We start from the raw sequence: 16,878 nt of genomic DNA, 5'->3' as shown, positions 1-16,878 counted from the left end.
TGCCAGTTCACTTTGAACATGTCCCACTCACCCCGGACGGCGATAGGCCTGGACTTCGCCCGGTTCGCTCAGGCTCTGGAGGGTGCCGGGTGCGGCGCCGCCGATCCAGCCCAGCACCGAGCGGGCGAGTTCGGCGCCGGCCAGTCGGAAGTTCTCGTTGACGACCAGCAATTCGCTGCGAAACAGGTGCAGAAGCTCCGACGATTGTTTGGACACCACATCGACATCGCGGCCAAGCTTGAGGCCGGCGTCTTCGATGCCGGCGACGATGGCGAGCGTCGCGGCGGCGGCGCTGCTGATGAAACCGTCCGGGCGGCTTTCGCGGCGCATCAGCTGCGCGGTCCGCATTCTGATCTGCTCGATCGAATGATCGATCGAAACGGTGTTGAACGGAATCTCGCTGGCGCCGACCTCGCTCAGCGCATCGGCAAAGCCTGCGAGCGTGTGGCCGTGATAGGTCAGCTCGACCGGCGGCGCCAGCAGTGCCAGCCGGCGGCGGCCGAGGCCGGCCAGATGGCGCACTGCCTCGGCTGCGAAAGCGTAATTGTCGAAATCATGGTAGGGATGGATCAGCCCCATATCGGTGCGGCCATGCGTGGCAAAGGGGATGCCGCGCTCCAGCATATAACGGGCCCGCGGGTCGTTCGGCTGCGTGCGCGAAATGATGACGCCGTCGGCTGAACCGGTTTCCACGAGGTAGCGGATCGGATCGAGCGGATCCTGCGAGCGCGAGTAGGGTGTCACGATCAAATGGTAGGGCGTGTCGGCAATGACTTCGGAAACGCCGTAGATGATATCCGAGACAAAGCTCATGATCTCGTGCTCGGTGTTGAGCACCAGGCTGATGACATTGGTCTTGCCGGTGCGCAGGCGGACGCCGGCACGGTTGGGCCGATAGCCGATTTGTTTGGCGACAAGCTGGACGCGACGCCTGGTCTCGGCGCCGATCTCGGGCGCGTCCTTCAGCGCGCGCGACACGGTGGTGACGCCCAGCCCGGTCATGAAGGCGAGCGTCTTCAGTGTCGGCCGGCCCTGCCCCGACGCTTCGTCGGCCTTCTCTTTTTGATGCCTGTTCATTCGTCCCGCCCCGTCAGGCGCATAGCAGTTGCCGGGCAGGCCGGCAATCGGCGGGCCGCGGGTACGCCGCGGGTCTTCACCGAATGAGACCGCTATATACTGAAACGTTACAGATTGTCACTGCCGTCGCCATATCACTGGTGACAGATGCAGAACGAGCGGTCCTGCAGTCGGTGCAAAACCGTGATTGGAACGGGCTTTTCCGATTTTTTGGCGTCGCAGCATTCCATTTTGCAGTGCAACCCCTCTTGTTGCGATGCGGCAGGCCGACGAGCCGCGCGATTTTATTCGCGCTTCGAAAAAACTTGATGCCACCTTCGCCTGAGGGGTTGCGCGCCTCAAGCAATTGCCGTATCGAAAATCTGTAACGTTTCAGATTCTGGGAGGAACGAAATGCGATACCAACTCATGACTGCTGCGCTGGCTGCGACGGTCGCGCTGCAATTTGCCGGCCCGGCGGCCGCGACGGATCTGGAAGTCACCCATTGGTGGACCTCCGGCGGCGAGGCGGCAGCGGTCGCCGAACTCGCCAAGGCTTTCGACGCAACCGGCAATCACTGGGTTGACGGCGCCATCGCCGGCTCCGGCGGCACGGCGCGGCCGATCATGATCAGCCGCATCACCGGCGGCGACCCGATGGGCGCGACCCAGTTCAATCACGGCCGGCAGGCGGAAGAATTGGTGCAGGCCGGGCTGATGCGCGACCTCACCGATCTCGCCACCAAGGAAAAGTGGACGGAAATCGTGCAGCCGAAGAGCCTGCTCGACGGCTGTACCCTCGACGGCAAGATCTATTGCGTGCCCGTCAACATCCACTCCTGGCAGTGGCTGTGGCTGTCGAATGCGGCCTTCGAAAAAGCCGGCGTGCCGGTGCCGAAGAACTGGAATGAATATGTCGCTGCGGCGCCCGCGCTTGAAAAGGCAGGCATCCAGCCGCTAGCGGTCGGCGGCCAGCCCTGGCAGGCCTCCGGCGCTTTCGACGTGCTGCTTGCGGCGGTCGGCGGCACCGACGCCTTCCTCAAGGTCTACAAGGACAAGGACGCGGAATTCGCCGCTGGGCCCGAGGTCGCCAAGGTCTTCAAGGCCGCGGACGATGCCCGCAAGATGGCCAAGAACACCAATGTGCAGGACTGGAACCAGGCCACCAATCTGGTCATCACCGGCAAGGCGGGCGGCCAGATCATGGGTGACTGGGCGCAGGGCGAGTTCCAGGTTGCCGGCCAGACCGCCGGCAAGGACTATACTTGCCTTCCGGGCCTCGGTCTCAACGAGATGATCGCCACCGGCGGCGACGCTTTCTACTTCCCGCTGCTGAAGGATCCCGAAAAATCGAAGGCACAGGAAGTGCTGGCCCACACGCTGCTCGATCCCAAGACGCAGGTCGCCTTCAATCTCAAGAAAGGTTCGCTGCCGGTGCGCGGCGACGTCGACCTCAAGGCGGCGAACGACTGCATGAAGAAGGGGCTCGAAATCCTCGCCAAGGGCAATGTCATGCCTTGGACGGACCAGCTGCTTTCGCAGGATACGCAGAAGCAGAAGGAGGATCTTTTCTCCGAGTTCTTCGCCAAGCAGGACATGACCGTGGAAGATGCGCAGAAGCGCTTCGCCGCCATTGTCGGTTCGGCCGATTGAGCGATCGACCGACCGCCTCACTCCCGCCCCTGCAAACGCAGGGTCGGGAGCTCGGGTCAAGGCCTTTTGACCCTCCGGCCCTTACCCGATCCAGCGCGGCTGTGCAGATGAGCAAGAGCGAACGCCCCAGCCAACTCTTTCGCAACCTCAATGCGAAGATCGCCTCGATCCCAATGATCCTCACCGCGCTGGTGATCTTTGTCGGCGGCAGCGCGTGGACGGTGATTTATTCCTTCACCAGTTCGAAGCTGCTGCCACGGCTGAATTTCGTCGGGCTCGACCAGTACTACCGGCTGTGGTCCGTGCCGCGCTGGCTGGTCTCGATCGAGAACCTGCTGATCTACGGCGTGCTGTCGCTGGTGTTCTCGCTGGTGATCGGTTTCCTGCTTGCTGCCCTGCTCGACCAGAAGATCCGGTTCGAGGACACGTTCCGGACCATTTTCCTCTATCCCTTCGCCCTTTCCTTCATCGTCACCGGTCTCGTCTGGCAGTGGCTGCTCAACCCCGAGTTCGGTGTCCAGGCGGTGGTGCGCAGCCTCGGCTGGACGAGCTTCAGCTTCAATCCGCTCTATGATTCCAGCATCGTCATCTACGGCATATTGATCGCCGCTCTCTGGCAAGGCACCGGGCTCATCATGTGCCTGATGCTGGCCGGCCTGCGCGGCATCGACGAGGATATCTGGAAGGCAGCGCGGGTCGACGGGATACCGACCTGGAAGACCTATCTGTTCATCATCATACCGATGATGCGGCCGGTCTTCATCACCACGCTCGTCATCATCGCCTCCAACATTGTTCGCGTCTACGACCTTGTCGTCGCCCAGACCAGCGGCGGGCCCGGTATCGCCTCCGAAGTCCCGGCCAAATATGTCTATGATTACATGTTCTTCGCCCAGAACCTCGGCCAAGGGTTCGCCGCTTCGACGATGATGCTGCTGTCGGTGATCATCGTCATCGTGCCGTGGGCCTATCTCGAGTTCGGAGGCAAGAAGCGTGTCTGACCATACCGTTTCCTTGCCGGCCGGCCCCGGCACGCTCGAAGCGTACGGGCCGAGCGGGCCGAAGCCGCGGCATATGTTCTCGCGCCGCAACGTCTTCCTCTACGGCACGCTGATCGTGGTGGCGCTCTACTATCTTTTGCCGCTCTACGTCATGGTGGTGACATCGCTTAAAGGCATGCCTGAGATACGCCTTGGCAACATCTTCTCGCCGCCGATGGAGATCACCTTCGAGCCCTGGGTCAAGGCCTGGTCGAGCGCCTGCACCGGGCTCAACTGCGACGGGCTGTCGCGTGGCTTCTGGAATTCGGTGCGCATCACCATCCCGTCGGTGATCCTGTCGATCGCGCTCGCCTCGGTGAACGGCTATGCGCTGGCCAACTGGCGCTTCAAAGGGGCCGACACTTTCTTCATTATCCTGATCGTTGGCGCCTTCATCCCGTATCAGGTGATGATCTATCCGATCGTCATTATCCTGCGCGAGGTCGGCCTCTACGGCAGCCTCAGCGGCCTGGTGATCGTCCATTCCATCTTCGGCATGCCGATCCTCACGCTTTTGTTCCGCAACTACTTTACCTCCATGCCGGAGGAGCTGTTCCGGGCAGCGCGTGTCGACGGCGCCGGCTTCTGGGGCATCTATTTCCGCATCATGCTGCCGATGTCGCTGCCGATCTTCGTCGTCGCCATCATCCTGCAGGTGACCGGCATCTGGAACGACTTCCTGTTCGGCGTCGTCTACACCCGCCCCGACACCTATCCGATGACGGTGCAGCTCAACAACATCGTCAACTCGGTGCAAGGCGTGAAGGAATACAACGTCAACATGGCAGCTACCATCCTGACCGGCCTGGTGCCGCTGATCGTCTATTTCCTGTCCGGAAAATTGTTTGTGCGCGGCATCGCCGCCGGCGCGGTGAAAGGATGATGGCGATGAACGCAAACGGCAGTGTTGAGGTAAACGGCAGCAGCGGGGCAAACGGCACCAGCGTCTCGATCCAGAACCTGTCGCTGAATTTCGGCGCGATATCGGTGCTGCAGACGCTCAACCTCGATGTCGCAGAAGGCGAGTTCATCGTGCTGCTCGGCCCGTCCGGCTGCGGCAAGTCGACCCTGCTCAACTGCATTGCCGGGCTGCTGGACGTTTCCGAAGGCCGCATCTTCATCAAGGGCAAGAACGTCACCTGGGAAGAGCCCAAGGATCGCGGCATCGGCATGGTGTTCCAATCCTACGCACTCTATCCGCAGATGACGGTGGAGAAGAACCTGTCGTTTGGGCTGCGCGTTGCCGGCCTCGCCAAGGACGAGATCGCCAAGCGCATCGCCCGGGCCGCCGAGATCCTGCAGATCGAGCCGCTTTTGCATCGCAAGCCGGCGGCTCTGTCCGGTGGCCAGCGCCAGCGCGTGGCGATCGGGCGCGCACTTGTGCGTGACGTCGATGTCTTTCTGTTCGACGAGCCGCTCTCCAACCTCGACGCCAAGCTGCGCGCGGAATTGCGCGTCGAGATAAAGCTGCTGCATCGCAAGCTCGAGAACACCATGATCTACGTCACCCACGACCAGATCGAGGCGATGACGCTGGCCGACCGCATCGCGGTGATGAAGGGCGGCGTCATCCAGCAGCTCGATGCACCGCAGACCATCTATAACCGGCCGGTCAACCGGTTTGTCGCCGGCTTCCTCGGCTCGCCGGCGATGAACTTCCTTGACGGCAGGCTGGAGCAGGCGGACGGCGACTGGCACTTCGTCGCCGAGGATGTACGGATTCCGCTTGCCACCTATGCTTTCGAGAAGGACCCGGTGCCGGGGCCGGCCGTGTTCGGCATTCGCCCCGAGCACGTCGCGTTCAACAGCGGCACGGGATGGCCATTCGCAGCCACGGCAAGTGTCGAGGTCGTCGAGCCCATGGGTTCCGACACGCTGGTCTGGCTGAAGCTCGGCGGCCAGAATTTCACGGTACGGGTGACAGCCGAGCGCACGCCAAACAACGCCGAGGCGGTCGGCATCGGTTTTGATCCGATGCGCGCCTCGCTGTTCGACGCCGCCACAGGTAACCGCCTCTAGAGCAGATCTAGCCACCCAAGACTCTTCCATTCCCCCCAAGACTCATCCCCCCAAGACTAACCATCCACAAGAAAACGGACAGAGACGATGAACTGGTCATTCCAACTTTACAGTGCCCGCAATTTCCAGCCCTGGGAGGGCGTGCTCAAGATGCTGGGCGAGCTTGGTTACAGCCAAGTCGAAGGGTTCGGTGGTGTCTATGACGATCCCAAGGCATTCCGTGCGGAACTCGACAAGAACGGGCTTGCCATGCCGACCGGGCATTTCTCGATCGACGCGCTCGAGAAGGATTTCGATGGCGTGCGCAGGACGGCCGACGCGCTCGGCATCACGCTGCTCATCTGCCCGTTCCTGAACGCCGAGTTCAGGCCGGCCGACACAGCCGGCTGGCGCGGCTTCGGCGAACGCCTGGCCAAGGTCGGCGAGACGGCTAGGAAAGCCGGCTATGGCTTTGCCTGGCACAACCATGATTTCGAGTTCAAGGCGCTTGCCGACGGCTCGGTGCCGCAGGACCATATTCTGTCCTCGGCGCCTGACATCGGCTGGGAGATGGACGTCGCCTGGGTGGTGCGCGGCGGCGTCGATCCGCTGCCCTGGATCGAGAAGCACGGCAAGCGCATCGTCGCCGTCCACGTCAAGGACATGGCCAAGGCGGGCGAGGGACTCGACGAGGACGGCTGGTCGGATGTCGGCCACGGCACCATCGACTGGCCCGGCCTGATCAAGGCGCTGCGCGCCAAAAGCGCCGCAAAATACTACGTCATGGAACAGGACAATCCCAACGATATCGCGCGCTTCGCCCGCCGCTCGATCGCAGCCGCCAAGACCTATTAGGAGCACACCAGCATGGCAACAAAACTTGGCATCGGCGTCATCGGCTGCGGCAACATCTCGAAGGCGTATTTCTCGCTGGCGCCGCTGTTCCGTGGCATCGAGATGCGCGCCTGCGCCGACATCAACATGGAAGCGGCGAAAGCGCGGGCAAAAGAGTTCAAGCTGCGCGCCGATACCGTCGAGGGGCTACTCAAGGCCGACGATATCGACATCATCGTCAACCTGACCATTCCGGCGGTGCATTACGAGGTGTCGAAGCAGATTCTCGACGCCGGCAAGCATGTTTATTCGGAGAAGCCCTTCGTGCTCTCGGTCAAGGAAGGGCTCGACCTGAAGAAACGGGCCGAAAGCAAGGGGCTGCGCATCGGTTCGGCGCCCGACACCTTCCTCGGCGGCGCGCACCAGCTTGTCCGCGACCTGATCGACACCGGCAGGCTCGGCAGGATCACCAGCGGCACCTGTCATGTGATGAGCCATGGGATGGAACATTGGCACCCCAATCCGGACTTCTTCTTCCAGCCGGGCGCCGGGCCGGTGCTCGATATCGGACCGTATTACATCACCAACCTGATCCAGCTGATCGGGCCGGTGAAGCAGGTCGCGGCTTTTGCTTCGATCCCGATGACGGAACGCATCATCAGCTCGAAGCCGCGCGCCGGCGAAAAGATCCCGGTCTCCACGCCGACGACGATCCATGGCGTGCTGGAATTCGAGAACGGCGCCGTGGTGACGCTCAACACCAGCTGGGATGTCTGGAGCCATGGCCACGCGCCGATGGAGCTCTATGGCGAGGTAGGCACGGTGTTCGTGCCGGATCCGAATTTCTTCGGCGGCGAGGTGCGCTACACCGAGGCCGCCAAGCCGGTGAAGAAGCTGCCGAAATGGCGGCATCCGTTCGGCGTGCCCAACGAGATGCATTCGCATGGCATGATGGCCAACTACCGCACCGCCGGCCTTGCCGACATGGCGATCGCGATTACCGAAGGCCGGCCGCACCGCTGCTCGATGGAACTGGCGCTGCATGCCGTCGATGTCATGACCGGCCTGTTGCGTTCTGGCGAGACCGGAAAGTTCGTCGCCATGCAGACCAGCTGCGAGCGGCCCGCGGCACTCGGCGTCAAGGCAGCGAAGGAGCTGCTGGCGAAGAAGAAAACGAAGTAGGCGGCGCACCTCCCAAGCACCGTAAAAGCCTCTCCCCGTTTGCGCGGGGAGAGGCTAAAGGTGCGGAAGGCTCGGCTGCCGTGCGTCGCGGCGACAGCCGTCGGGCTCGTTTCGATATGAGGATTTCCCATGCCCTATGTTCCCGCCGAGAACCGCTACGAAAAGATGGTCTACAATCGCTGCGGGCGGTCCGGCCTGAAGCTGCCGGCGATCTCGCTCGGGCTGTGGCACAATTTCGGCGATGACACGCCGCATAGAACCAAGCAGGCAATCACGCGCAAGGCCTTCGATCTCGGCATCACGCATTTCGATCTCGCCAACAATTACGGCCCGCCGCCCGGCTCGGCGGAGCGGGCCTTTGGCGAGATCCTGCGGACGGACTTTGCCGGTTATCGCGACGAGCTGATCATCTCGACCAAGGCCGGCTACGAAATGTGGGCAGGACCTTACGGCGAATGGGGCGGCCGCAAATATGTGCTGGCCAGCCTCGACCAGAGCCTGAAGCGGATGGGGCTCGATTATGTCGACATCTTCTATTCCCATCGCTTCGACCCCGACACCCCTCTGGAAGAGACGATGGGCGCGCTCGATCACGCGGTGCGCTCGGGCAAGGCGCTCTATGCCGGCATTTCCTCCTATAATTCACAGCGCACCCGCGAAGCCGCCGACATTTTGAAGCAGCTCGGCACGCCTTGCGTGATCCATCAGCCGAGCTATTCGATGCTCAACCGCTGGGTCGAGGATGATGGCCTGCTCGATACGCTCGAGGGGCTTGGCGTCGGTTCCATCGTGTTCTCGCCGCTGGCGCAAGGCATGCTGACCGACAAATATCTCGGCGGCATCCCCGATGGCAGCCGCGCCAGCCAGGGCAAGTCGCTGCGCCCGGCATTCATCAACGACAAATCGATCGGCAATATCGAGGCGCTGAACGTCATCGCCCGTCGCCGCGGCCAGACGCTGGCGCAGATGGCGCTGGCCTGGGTGTTGCGCCGGGGCAGGGTGACGTCGGCGCTGATCGGCGCCAGCCGGCCGGAACAGGTCGTGGATTGCGTCGGCGCGCTCGAGACGCTCGACTTCAGCGATGCCGAGCTCGCCGAGATCGACACCTTTGCCCGCGAGTCGGACATCAATCTCTGGGCGACGTCGGCCGAGCGCAAGGGGCCGCCAAGGAAGTAGGCGAAGACGGTCCGCGGTCCGTTTTCATCGAAAGACGCGGCAGCGCAAACTGATAGCTGTCTTCGACACGGTGGCCAGCGGCTAACTTTCGGCTGCCTTGAGGTTCCGCGCGGCTTCTTCGAGTGCGGCTCTGTCGTTGCCGAGCCTGTCGATCAGCTCTTGCGCCTGATCACCGGTTATCCCGGTGCGCATCGCCAGTGCCTCGACCGTCAGAACGTCGGAACTGGCGATCACTCCAGCCGGACCGCGATCCGCGTCGTCGAGGTCAAGCTCTCGCTTCGCCTGCTGCCAATGACGCTCATGTTCGCCGTGCGGGCGGCCTTCGCGCACCCAGATTTCATAGGCTCGCTGCCGAATTTTTTCATGTCGATCGTCATCCATGGCGGTTCCTCCCTTGTGGCGTTTTCACCAACGCGGGGAGCGCTGGAACGATCCGATGTTGATGCCGAATTCGCACACATGCCGAACAAATCCCGGGTTCTCACCGAACAAACACCGGACAGAATCGTTTTGCCGAGGAACCTGCACAGTGGGCCGACCGTTGAGCCGAGCCTTCCGCAAAGGAGATTACCATGGCCGACGACCCGAACGAATCCGCAGCACCCAAGATGACTCAACGTGAAGCTCAGGAAGCCCTGGAGAAGCAGGTCGCGCAGCTGAGGCGTGAGATCAGCAAGATCAATCGGACCTTGGCCGAACGCGCGGAAGAGGCGATCGAAGAGGCCGGCGACTGGTATGACAGCGCTGCTGACCGCGCGTCCCGGACGGCGCAAGCCCTGCGCAACAGGGCGCAGACGGTTTCCGGGGTCGTCCAGGAGAATCCCGGCACAGTATCGTCCGCATTCATACTCGGAGCGGCCGTAGGGGCGCTACTGGGCCTCGCCTTGGCCGCCACAGACCAGCGCCGCGATCGCTGGTTCTAGTTCCGACCAAAAGTTTCCGGGCAGAAGCGGCGGGATTGCTCGCGCCGTTCGTTCGTTCAGCGGGTGACGCCGGTCAGGGGGTCGCCGGCTTCTGCGCCGTGCCGAGGGCTTTGGGTGCTGCGGGCACGGGCGCTGCCCTTTTCATCTTCTCCTCGATCCAGCCGGTGTAATTGGCCAGCCGCGTGTAGATGCCGTAGGCGTTCTTGTGGCCGCAGGCGGTGCCGCCGTCGGCCGGACCTTCGCCCCAGCTGACGACGCCGACCTGCACCGGACCATCGGCGCCGGTCATGAACAGCGGTCCGCCGCTGTCGCCATTGCAGGCGTCGCGCTCGCCGCTGGCCGTTCCGGCGCAGATCATGTTGCCGGTCAGCGGATCCGCCATGTCGGCAGCAATCGCGTTGGCGGCCGCCTCGATGCCCCTTTCCGAATAACGCATGCGGCGGGCGAGCTCGCCGAGCGCTGCTTTCAAATCATGCGCATAAATCGCCTTGATGCCGCTGTTGCAGGTTGCGTTCGGCTGGAGGTCCAGGTCGGCGACCATCAGCGCGGTGGGAAATGTTCCGTCCTGCATCTTGCCCCAGCCGGTGACTGTCGTCTTGCCGGCGTCGGGGGTCGGCTCACTGGCAATTTTGATGGTCGGGGCATCGGCCGGCTCGGCCAGCCGGATCAGGCCGAGATCGTTGTCCAGCGTCTGCTCGCTGTAGCCCTCGTTGACGATGATCTCCACCGCCTTGTAGCGCTTGCCCTCGCTGAGATCGGTGGCGCCGGTGAGCACGGTGACCACATCAGGCGAAATCGGCTCGCCGTCGTCATTGAGGCAGTGCGCCGCGGTCAGCACCCATTGCGGCGCGATCAGGCTGCCGCCGCAGAACTGCGCATTCGCCTGCGAGGCCGGGCTTTTGTCCAGCTTGCCCGTGGTCAGCAATGCCACCTGGAACGGGTAGGCGCCCGTCTCGGCCTGCTTGCCGCCGTAGACGCGATCGGCGCCGTCGGGGTTCTCCGCCCTGGCCTTTGCCCTGGCCTCGGCCACGCGTTTCATCGGCGAGATCGCCGCCTCCGGCCGGGCGGCCGCGTCCGTGGCATGAACGGAATCAACGACCGGCAAGGCCGCCGCGATGCCGAGCAGCGCGGCGGCGGCAATCGGTCTGAACCTATGGATGATCTTCACCTCGAACCCCTGAGACAATATTCCGACAGGTCAGCCACGGACGCATGATCCACTGAAATGGAACCGGCCGGTGAGATCATGCTCCAAGGCGGAGCGCGATCCGTCACAAAACCGAGCACCACTTTTGCTAATCGTGCTGTCGAACCAAGCCCGCCCAAATCCTATAGCCCCCCACGGGCTATGTGAAAGCAATTTGTCATTGCCAATGTTGGATTAATTTAGGCAGTATACCGTTGCGGGCATTTTTGGCGGGGACCTAAACTGGCTGCACTGAATAATGGCCCGGTAAAGGCGCCGGCAACCAATTTCATTTTTCGTCACCACCACGATCTCGACAATATTTCTCTATCTTGATCCAGTCCTTGCTGACTTTTGGGAGAGTCTCACCATGACAAAACTGACACATAGCATTATTGCGTCCGCGTTGCTTTCCACCGCAATGTGGGCGGTTCCTGCCTTGGCTGCCGATCCAGGCTCCGCCAATGCTGGCAACGGCGAAAGCATGCGGGACGTGACATCGGGCGATTACAAGCCCGGCCGGGCGAAACCGATCGCCCCGCCGAAACTGACCGACGACGAGGCCAACCGCGCCGCGCCGCTCGCCGACGAAGCAACGGCAGTCAAATCTTATGGCATCGTCGGCCGCTCCGCCGATGGCAAGGACATCAAGATCGACCCGAACGAGACGCTGAAGGACCTTGTCATCAAGGAAATGAACGCGCCCGCCGACGGGCAGAAGTCCGATAATTCCGGACTAAGCGGAGGCGAAGAGGCCGGCCGCCAGGTGTTCGGGACGGACGACCGCGAGCAGATCAAGAATACCAAAACCTACCCGTTCACCGCGATCGGCTATCTCGAAGGCAAATCGAAGAGCGGCAGCTATGGCAGCTGCTCGGCGACACTGATCGGCCCGCGCACGGTGCTCACCGCGGCGCACTGCCTCTACAGCCACGAGGACAAGGCCTGGCTCGACGACATCCTGTTCGTGCCGGCCCTCAATGGCAAGACCGCCGACGACGCACCGTTCGGCGCCTTCACCTATGAAAGCGCCTATATCGTCCAGGGGTTCATCGACAATTATCAGGGCTTTTACGGCTCGGTCGTGCCGTGGGATCTCGGCATCGTCACCCTGAAGCAGGATGTCGGCACCAATCTCGGCTGGCTGGGCTATGCCAATTACGTGGATCTCGGCGATTTCACCGCCAACATCATCGGCTATCCCGGCGACAAGCCGATGGGCACGATGTGGAAAGCGACCTGCGAAGTGCACGCCGAAAACATCGCCACCGAGTATTTCCAGTACGACTGCGACACCTATCCAGGATCGAGCGGCAGCTCGGTCTATGCCTATGACAATGGCTCCAAGCAGCGCGTCATCACCGGCGTGAACGTGGCCGAGAGCCCGGATGCCAATACCGCCGTGCGCCTGAACGCCATCAACGTCCAGTGGATCAACAGCCTGTACAAATAGACCTGCAGAGTTCGCGCCGCGATCATCGGGGCGGGTTATCTATTTTAGCGGCATTTCTGCGACGCCAAATATGATCACACTTGGCTGCAAAATGCTCCAATCAAAGCCGGCGGCGGAGCATTTCCGTCGCCGGCTTTCGCATTTTCGGGGATTATCTGGATTGGGCCGGGGGTGGCGCCTGGCGGACATAGTTCTCGATTGGCAGGGCGAAGGTCGGCGAACCGGCCTTGCGCTCCTTGTCGATATAGCCGGCAAAATAGCTCCAGAACGAGGCGGCATAGTCGCGGAAATACGAGTCGGCGACCTGACGCGAGCAAAGCCTGCCTTCGACGCAGAAGGAAAGACGGTTGAGGAAATAGACGATGCGGTCGAAATTGTCGCTGAACTCGGCAAGCGGCATGTCGCCGCCGGTTGCGCTCATCGCCTCGATGCCGATGCGTTGCCGATAGACCTGTTCCTCGGTCGGCGTGGGATTGGCGCTGAGCAGATTGCCGTATTTGGCATTGAGCGTCGCCAGGCGTTGCTTGAGGGCCCGTTGCGCCTGCTGGTAATCCTTGCTTTCCCAGAGCTCGACCAGCGACATCGTCTGTTCGACACGCTTCTGCTCCTGGTTTGCCAGGAACTGGTAGACCGAAAAGATCAAGGTGAAGATGATCGCCAGCCGTACCAGCAATCCGGACCAGGCATAGACAAGCATGCGCCAGTCGCGATCGGTGAACGGGTTCGCCTCCTTCTTGACCTCGTGATTGCTCACCCAAGGCAGGCCTTCGACGGTTTCCGGCAGTGACGCCGGCTTCTTTTGCGGTACCGGCGCCGCCCCTGCCTGCTGCGTTGCGTCGCTCCCTGCTTTCGTCATCCGCAGCTGTCCAGTTCGATGATAGCTGACGGATCGAGCACGATGCCCGGCGTCTCCAGCTTCTTCTTCAGGCAATCCAGCTGCGCCCGCGAAACGATGAACTGCACGTCAGGCTCCACCTGCGGCTTGCCAGGCGACGGCAACGGCTCGACCACGCCGCGTGAGGTGCAGCTGCTGAGATCGACGACGACGGCGGTGTTGCCGGTTTTGGCGATCTGGTCGTACTGATCGAGAAAGCAACTCGCCAGTTCGGAGTTGATGACGACCTCCTTGGCGCAAAGGCCGCAGATCTCGTCCGCCGAGGCATTGGCGGCCAGCAACAGCCCGGCGACAAGGCCGGCGGTTGTTGCGCGCCACGAAAATACCATCCTGTTCACGAACGCCCTCATCCGTTCCGTTCGGCCGCCGACAGCGGCGGTCGAAGAATGTTCATTATCAGCCGATCAGGCAAGAGGCCTGGCCGGGCGCTTGATCCCGCCTCAGGCGCGCGGCACCGTCTCCATCGGGAAGATCATCACGGCGCCCTTCGATGCCTTGTCGTCGGTGAGCCGCATGGCCGACCGCGTCGCCGGCGCCATGCCGATATCGGCCAGCATATCGGAGAAACTTGGCTGTCCCAGTCCGCGCGTTACCGAGACAACCCCCGCTTGCGCCAGGAAGCTCAGGTCCTGCTTCTCGCTCTGCGGCGGCGCCTCGGTCAAGACGGCGATCATCTGCTCCATGCCGAAGCTGGTGTCGGTGAATTTGAACAGGCCTTCCTCGAGCACGGCGCCCTCGGTCAGGCGCTCGGCAAGAAAATGCTGGATGGAATAGTCGGAGCCGACATAGAGCACGTTGATGTCAACCAGGTTGGTCGAGCCGTTCCTGACCAGCACATGCACCTGATCGTCGGGCGAAACACGCGGCACCGTCGACGGCTCGATAGGCTGCAGCGCGTCACTGTCCAGACGCTTGATCCGGAACTCGACGTCGACCTCTTCCGGCCGATAATCCGAAGCGGCGGCCAGCCTCGACAGGCCGATGGCGCGGAAGATTTTTGTCAGGTTCCTGGCCGCGGCGTCGATCAGCTTTTCGCGGCCGTCCGGATGAATGACGATCAGCGGCGGCTTGCTGCCATCCTTGAGCGTCATGTCGCCCGAAGCTGGCAGGAACCACAGCGCCGGCGCGTCGGTGGCGTCTTCTGCGGCGCCGGCAATGGCATTCTCGCGCAGCACGGCGAGACGCAGATCTGCGCTCTTGCCCGGCTCGACCAGCGCGATGTGGAACCCTGAGTTCTCCCTGGCCGCCAGATCGTCGAGAACCGAGTTCGCCAGCGCAGCCTCTTTCTCGAGGCCTTTGGCCGCTGCCGGCCGCGCGACCACGAGCTTGTAGTCGACGGCGAGCTCGGCGAGCCGGGCATAGGCATTGGCGGGGATGTCAGCCAGCTTGAGCGCCGGCTTGCCGCCGAACTCGACCGGCTGGACCCGGCTCTCCAGGTTCTTTGCCGATCGCACCTGGAGATAACCAAGCGCCTCGGACAGCGGCGACAGCGCCGACGGCAAGATTGCCAGCTTGCTGCCGGGGGTGAGGCGATGCAGCAGTCCGGCGCCGATCGTGGCTTTGTCGTCCTTGACGACGATCGGCCATTGCATGACCGCATCGGTCTTGTCGGTGCCGAAGACGCGTGCGTCGAGTTCTCCCTCGAACAGCGGCGTTGGCCGGGTGCGGCCGTCCGCCGAATATTGCTGCAGCACGGCCTGGCCGAGCTGGCGGTAGGTGATGTTGGGGTTCTCGCCCAGTTTCGACAGCATGGTGAAGGTGAACAGCCCGAAACGCGGCGCATCGGCCGTGCCCCTGGGCAGCGGCATCTCAGGCGTCGTCTCCACCGTCTGCGCCGCGTAGAAGGCGACCAATTTACCCTTGGTGGTCGGCTCGGCGCCGGTCGGCGCGAGCTTGAAGGCCGGCTTGCGCTGCCCGTCCTCGTCAAAGCCGCGCGGCGCGGCCGACGCAATCCCGTCATAGGCTTTCACCGCAGCCGCCCTGGCAGCATCGTCGCCGCCGACCAGATCGGCGAACTCGACCTTGCGTTCCAGCTCGTCGTCGACCTCGGTGGCGCGCGTCGCCGTGCCGGAATGGCAGCAGTCGAACACGGCCCAGATAAAGGCGCCCTTGTCGCGGATGGCGTCGAGTGCGGTGCCGATCTCGTTGTCGACCAGCGCATTGGGCACGCCCTGTTCGCGGTTGACCCATTTGTCGATGTCGGACGGCAAGAAAATCTCGTCGAGGCCGTCGGTCTCGTCGCCCTTGGTCGCCGCGGGCTGTTGCGCGCCGTGACCGGACAAATGCAGATAGACGAAATCATCACGCTGGACCTTGGCGGCAAGGTCGGCGAGTGCTGCCTTGATCGCCGCATGTGTCGGCGGTCCATTGGCGCCTTCGACATCCTTGGCGAGCAGCGCGACGTTTTCGGCCAGGAATTTCACCGGCGCGGGCGTGTTCTTCAGAAGGTAATCGCGCACCAGGCCGGCATCGTTCTTCGGTCCGATCAGCCAGTTTTTCTTCGGCAGGTTCGGATAATCGGTGCAGGCAACGAGCAGCGCATGGTAGGTGCGCGCCGCTGCGAATGCCCGAAACGGCATCAGGCCGGCAGCGGCCAGCGCGGACGTGCCGGCAAGCAGCGTCCGCCGTGTCACTTTGATCATGATTGCTTCCCCAAGCCCGATCGAATTTCCAAGCACGGCCAGCCTGGCCGAGGATTTTGTCAGTATTTTGAATATGACGCCGCCGGCCAGCCGACCACCGGCAGCGAATAGAAACAGTAGCAAAAATGGCCGTTCGTCGCTATCTCAGTGGACGAGGCCGGATTGCATGCGAACTGGCAGTGATCGGCACAGAGCGGCTTGGAACAGGATCATGGCGGCAAGGGATGTACTGACGAAGAACCAGCTTTGCGTTCTCGAGAAACTCGAGGCCGCCAGCGGGCCGCTCAGCGCCTATACGTTGCTCGACCAACTGCGCGAGCGCGGTTTTCGCGCGCCGCTGCAGGTCTACCGGGCGCTCGACACGCTGGTGAAGTCCGGCTTCGTGCACAGGCTCGAAAGCCTCAATTCCTTCGTCGCCTGTGCCGAGCCGCACGACCACAGCCATTCGATGACGGCGTTTGCCATCTGCGACAGCTGCGGCCAGGTGACCGAGTTCTCCGACCATGATGTCGGCCACCGGCTCGACGAATGGGTGCGCTCGACCGGCTTCGCCGCCAAGAAGGCGGTGATCGAGTTCCGCGGCACCTGTGCGAAGTGTTTGGCTGAGGCGGCTTGAGGGCTTACTAAGCCGCGAGATGCTGGCGGGACAGCGCCCCCCTCTGTCCTGCCGGACATCTCCCCCACATGGGGGGAGATCGGCTAACATCCCGGCGTTTGCCACTTCCAATCGATGGTGCGCAGCGCCCAAGCTGCCAATCTCCCCCCTCGTGGGGGAGATGTCCGGCAGGACAGAGCGACTGTCTTGGCTGTCAAGCTGTTTGCCATGGTTTTTGGTCCCGG

16 protein-coding genes are annotated in these 16,878 nt (G+C 62.6%); 10 read left to right on the top strand and 6 right to left on the bottom strand.

Features of this window, described 5'->3' with window-relative positions; all coding sequences use genetic code 11:
- Positions 1-27: 27 nt before the first annotated feature.
- Positions 28-1,077 carry a LacI family transcriptional regulator gene (locus NKH43_RS28780; protein ID WP_352860971.1) on the bottom strand — a complete coding sequence of 350 codons (1,050 nt, stop codon included), beginning with the start codon at positions 1,075-1,077 and terminating at the stop codon, positions 28-30.
- Positions 1,078-1,470: 393 nt separating this feature from the next.
- Between NKH43_RS28780 and NKH43_RS28775 the strand changes: the two genes are divergently transcribed.
- The 7 genes from NKH43_RS28775 to mgrA all read left to right on the top strand — a co-directional run bounded on the left by NKH43_RS28775 (position 1,471) and on the right by mgrA (position 8,939).
- Positions 1,471-2,709: an ABC transporter substrate-binding protein gene (locus NKH43_RS28775; RefSeq protein ID WP_352517508.1), complete on the top strand. Its 1,239-nt coding sequence runs from the start codon at positions 1,471-1,473 to the stop codon at positions 2,707-2,709.
- A 107-nt stretch (positions 2,710-2,816) separates the two neighbouring features.
- On the top strand, positions 2,817-3,710 hold the full coding sequence (locus NKH43_RS28770) for a carbohydrate ABC transporter permease (RefSeq protein ID WP_352860970.1): 894 nt from the start codon (positions 2,817-2,819) through the stop codon (positions 3,708-3,710).
- Positions 3,703-4,632: a carbohydrate ABC transporter permease gene (locus NKH43_RS28765; RefSeq protein ID WP_352860969.1), complete on the top strand. Its 930-nt coding sequence runs from the start codon at positions 3,703-3,705 to the stop codon at positions 4,630-4,632. The genes NKH43_RS28770 and NKH43_RS28765 overlap by 8 nt, the downstream gene beginning before the upstream one ends.
- Before the next feature lie 5 nt (positions 4,633-4,637).
- Positions 4,638-5,768, top strand: a complete 1,131-nt coding sequence (locus NKH43_RS28760; RefSeq protein WP_051409752.1) for an ABC transporter ATP-binding protein — start codon at positions 4,638-4,640, stop codon at positions 5,766-5,768.
- 87 nt (positions 5,769-5,855) lie between these two features.
- Positions 5,856-6,602, top strand: coding sequence for a sugar phosphate isomerase/epimerase family protein (locus NKH43_RS28755; RefSeq protein WP_023721947.1), 747 nt, complete (start codon positions 5,856-5,858; stop codon positions 6,600-6,602).
- A gap of 12 nt (positions 6,603-6,614) precedes the next feature.
- Positions 6,615-7,763 (top strand): Gfo/Idh/MocA family protein, encoded by a 1,149-nt coding sequence (locus NKH43_RS28750; RefSeq protein ID WP_352860968.1) that lies wholly within the window; start codon positions 6,615-6,617, stop codon positions 7,761-7,763.
- Between the two features lie 129 nt (positions 7,764-7,892).
- Positions 7,893-8,939: an L-glyceraldehyde 3-phosphate reductase gene (gene mgrA, locus NKH43_RS28745; RefSeq protein ID WP_023721945.1), complete on the top strand. Its 1,047-nt coding sequence runs from the start codon at positions 7,893-7,895 to the stop codon at positions 8,937-8,939.
- Between the two features lie 81 nt (positions 8,940-9,020).
- On the opposite strand, the gene NKH43_RS28740 is transcribed toward mgrA, so the two are convergent.
- The gene (locus NKH43_RS28740) at positions 9,021-9,320 is read right to left on the bottom strand and encodes a DUF2934 domain-containing protein (protein WP_023721944.1); all 300 of its coding nucleotides are present in this window, start codon (positions 9,318-9,320) and stop codon (positions 9,021-9,023) included.
- Positions 9,321-9,511: 191 nt separating this feature from the next.
- Here NKH43_RS28740 and NKH43_RS28735 point away from each other — a divergent pair, with 191 nt between their 5' ends.
- On the top strand, positions 9,512-9,862 hold the full coding sequence (locus NKH43_RS28735) for a hypothetical protein (RefSeq protein WP_023721943.1): 351 nt from the start codon (positions 9,512-9,514) through the stop codon (positions 9,860-9,862).
- Positions 9,863-9,935: 73 nt separating this feature from the next.
- Here NKH43_RS28735 and NKH43_RS28730 read toward each other — a convergent pair whose 3' ends face one another.
- Entirely contained in the window at positions 9,936-11,030 is a 1,095-nt protein-coding gene (locus NKH43_RS28730) for a S1 family serine peptidase (protein WP_031194912.1), read from the bottom strand.
- A 388-nt stretch (positions 11,031-11,418) separates the two neighbouring features.
- Between NKH43_RS28730 and NKH43_RS28725 the strand changes: the two genes are divergently transcribed.
- Positions 11,419-12,501 (top strand): trypsin-like serine peptidase, encoded by a 1,083-nt coding sequence (locus NKH43_RS28725; protein ID WP_031194911.1) that lies wholly within the window; start codon positions 11,419-11,421, stop codon positions 12,499-12,501.
- Positions 12,502-12,652: 151 nt separating this feature from the next.
- Here the strand turns inward: NKH43_RS28725 and NKH43_RS28720 are convergent, their stop codons facing one another.
- The 3 genes from NKH43_RS28720 to NKH43_RS28710 form a co-directional block, all read right to left on the bottom strand.
- A complete protein-coding gene (locus NKH43_RS28720) occupies positions 12,653-13,357 on the bottom strand; it encodes a DUF4760 domain-containing protein (protein ID WP_352483605.1) in 705 nt (234 codons plus the stop codon).
- Positions 13,354-13,725: a hypothetical protein gene (locus NKH43_RS28715; protein ID WP_352483640.1), complete on the bottom strand. Its 372-nt coding sequence runs from the start codon at positions 13,723-13,725 to the stop codon at positions 13,354-13,356. The genes NKH43_RS28720 and NKH43_RS28715 overlap by 4 nt, the downstream gene beginning before the upstream one ends.
- Before the next feature lie 111 nt (positions 13,726-13,836).
- Complete coding sequence (locus tag NKH43_RS28710; protein WP_352860967.1) at positions 13,837-16,038, bottom strand: caspase family protein; 2,202 nt, start codon at positions 16,036-16,038, stop codon at positions 13,837-13,839.
- A 211-nt stretch (positions 16,039-16,249) separates the two neighbouring features.
- Here NKH43_RS28710 and NKH43_RS28705 point away from each other — a divergent pair, with 211 nt between their 5' ends.
- Positions 16,250-16,654 carry a Fur family transcriptional regulator gene (locus tag NKH43_RS28705; RefSeq protein WP_023721937.1) on the top strand — a complete coding sequence of 135 codons (405 nt, stop codon included), beginning with the start codon at positions 16,250-16,252 and terminating at the stop codon, positions 16,652-16,654.
- Positions 16,655-16,878: the final 224 nt, after the last annotated feature.

The organism is Mesorhizobium sp. M1163, from assembly GCF_040318415.1.
Lineage (GTDB): Bacteria > Pseudomonadota > Alphaproteobacteria > Rhizobiales > Rhizobiaceae > Mesorhizobium.
Note: the sequence above shows the minus strand (reverse complement) of the source record. Positions and strands in the feature narration are given on the sequence as shown.

Bases quoted from the DNA above. Each gene is read 5' to 3' on its own strand.
- NKH43_RS28710 (WP_352860967.1), bottom strand. From the start codon at position 16,038: ATGATCAAAGTGACACGGCGGACGCTGCTTGCCGGCACGTCCGCGCTG.
- NKH43_RS28755 (WP_023721947.1), top strand. From the start codon at position 5,856: ATGAACTGGTCATTCCAACTTTACAGTGCCCGCAATTTCCAGCCCTGG.
- NKH43_RS28740 (WP_023721944.1), bottom strand. From the start codon at position 9,320: ATGGATGACGATCGACATGAAAAAATTCGGCAGCGAGCCTATGAAATC.
- NKH43_RS28715 (WP_352483640.1), bottom strand. From the start codon at position 13,725: ATGGTATTTTCGTGGCGCGCAACAACCGCCGGCCTTGTCGCCGGGCTG.
- NKH43_RS28770 (WP_352860970.1), top strand. From the start codon at position 2,817: ATGAGCAAGAGCGAACGCCCCAGCCAACTCTTTCGCAACCTCAATGCG.
- mgrA (WP_023721945.1), top strand. From the start codon at position 7,893: ATGCCCTATGTTCCCGCCGAGAACCGCTACGAAAAGATGGTCTACAAT.
- NKH43_RS28750 (WP_352860968.1), top strand. From the start codon at position 6,615: ATGGCAACAAAACTTGGCATCGGCGTCATCGGCTGCGGCAACATCTCG.
- NKH43_RS28735 (WP_023721943.1), top strand. From the start codon at position 9,512: ATGGCCGACGACCCGAACGAATCCGCAGCACCCAAGATGACTCAACGT.
- NKH43_RS28775 (WP_352517508.1), top strand. From the start codon at position 1,471: ATGCGATACCAACTCATGACTGCTGCGCTGGCTGCGACGGTCGCGCTG.
- NKH43_RS28720 (WP_352483605.1), bottom strand. From the start codon at position 13,357: ATGACGAAAGCAGGGAGCGACGCAACGCAGCAGGCAGGGGCGGCGCCG.
- NKH43_RS28725 (WP_031194911.1), top strand. From the start codon at position 11,419: ATGACAAAACTGACACATAGCATTATTGCGTCCGCGTTGCTTTCCACC.
- NKH43_RS28780 (WP_352860971.1), bottom strand. From the start codon at position 1,077: ATGAACAGGCATCAAAAAGAGAAGGCCGACGAAGCGTCGGGGCAGGGC.
- NKH43_RS28760 (WP_051409752.1), top strand. From the start codon at position 4,638: ATGAACGCAAACGGCAGTGTTGAGGTAAACGGCAGCAGCGGGGCAAAC.
- NKH43_RS28705 (WP_023721937.1), top strand. From the start codon at position 16,250: ATGGCGGCAAGGGATGTACTGACGAAGAACCAGCTTTGCGTTCTCGAG.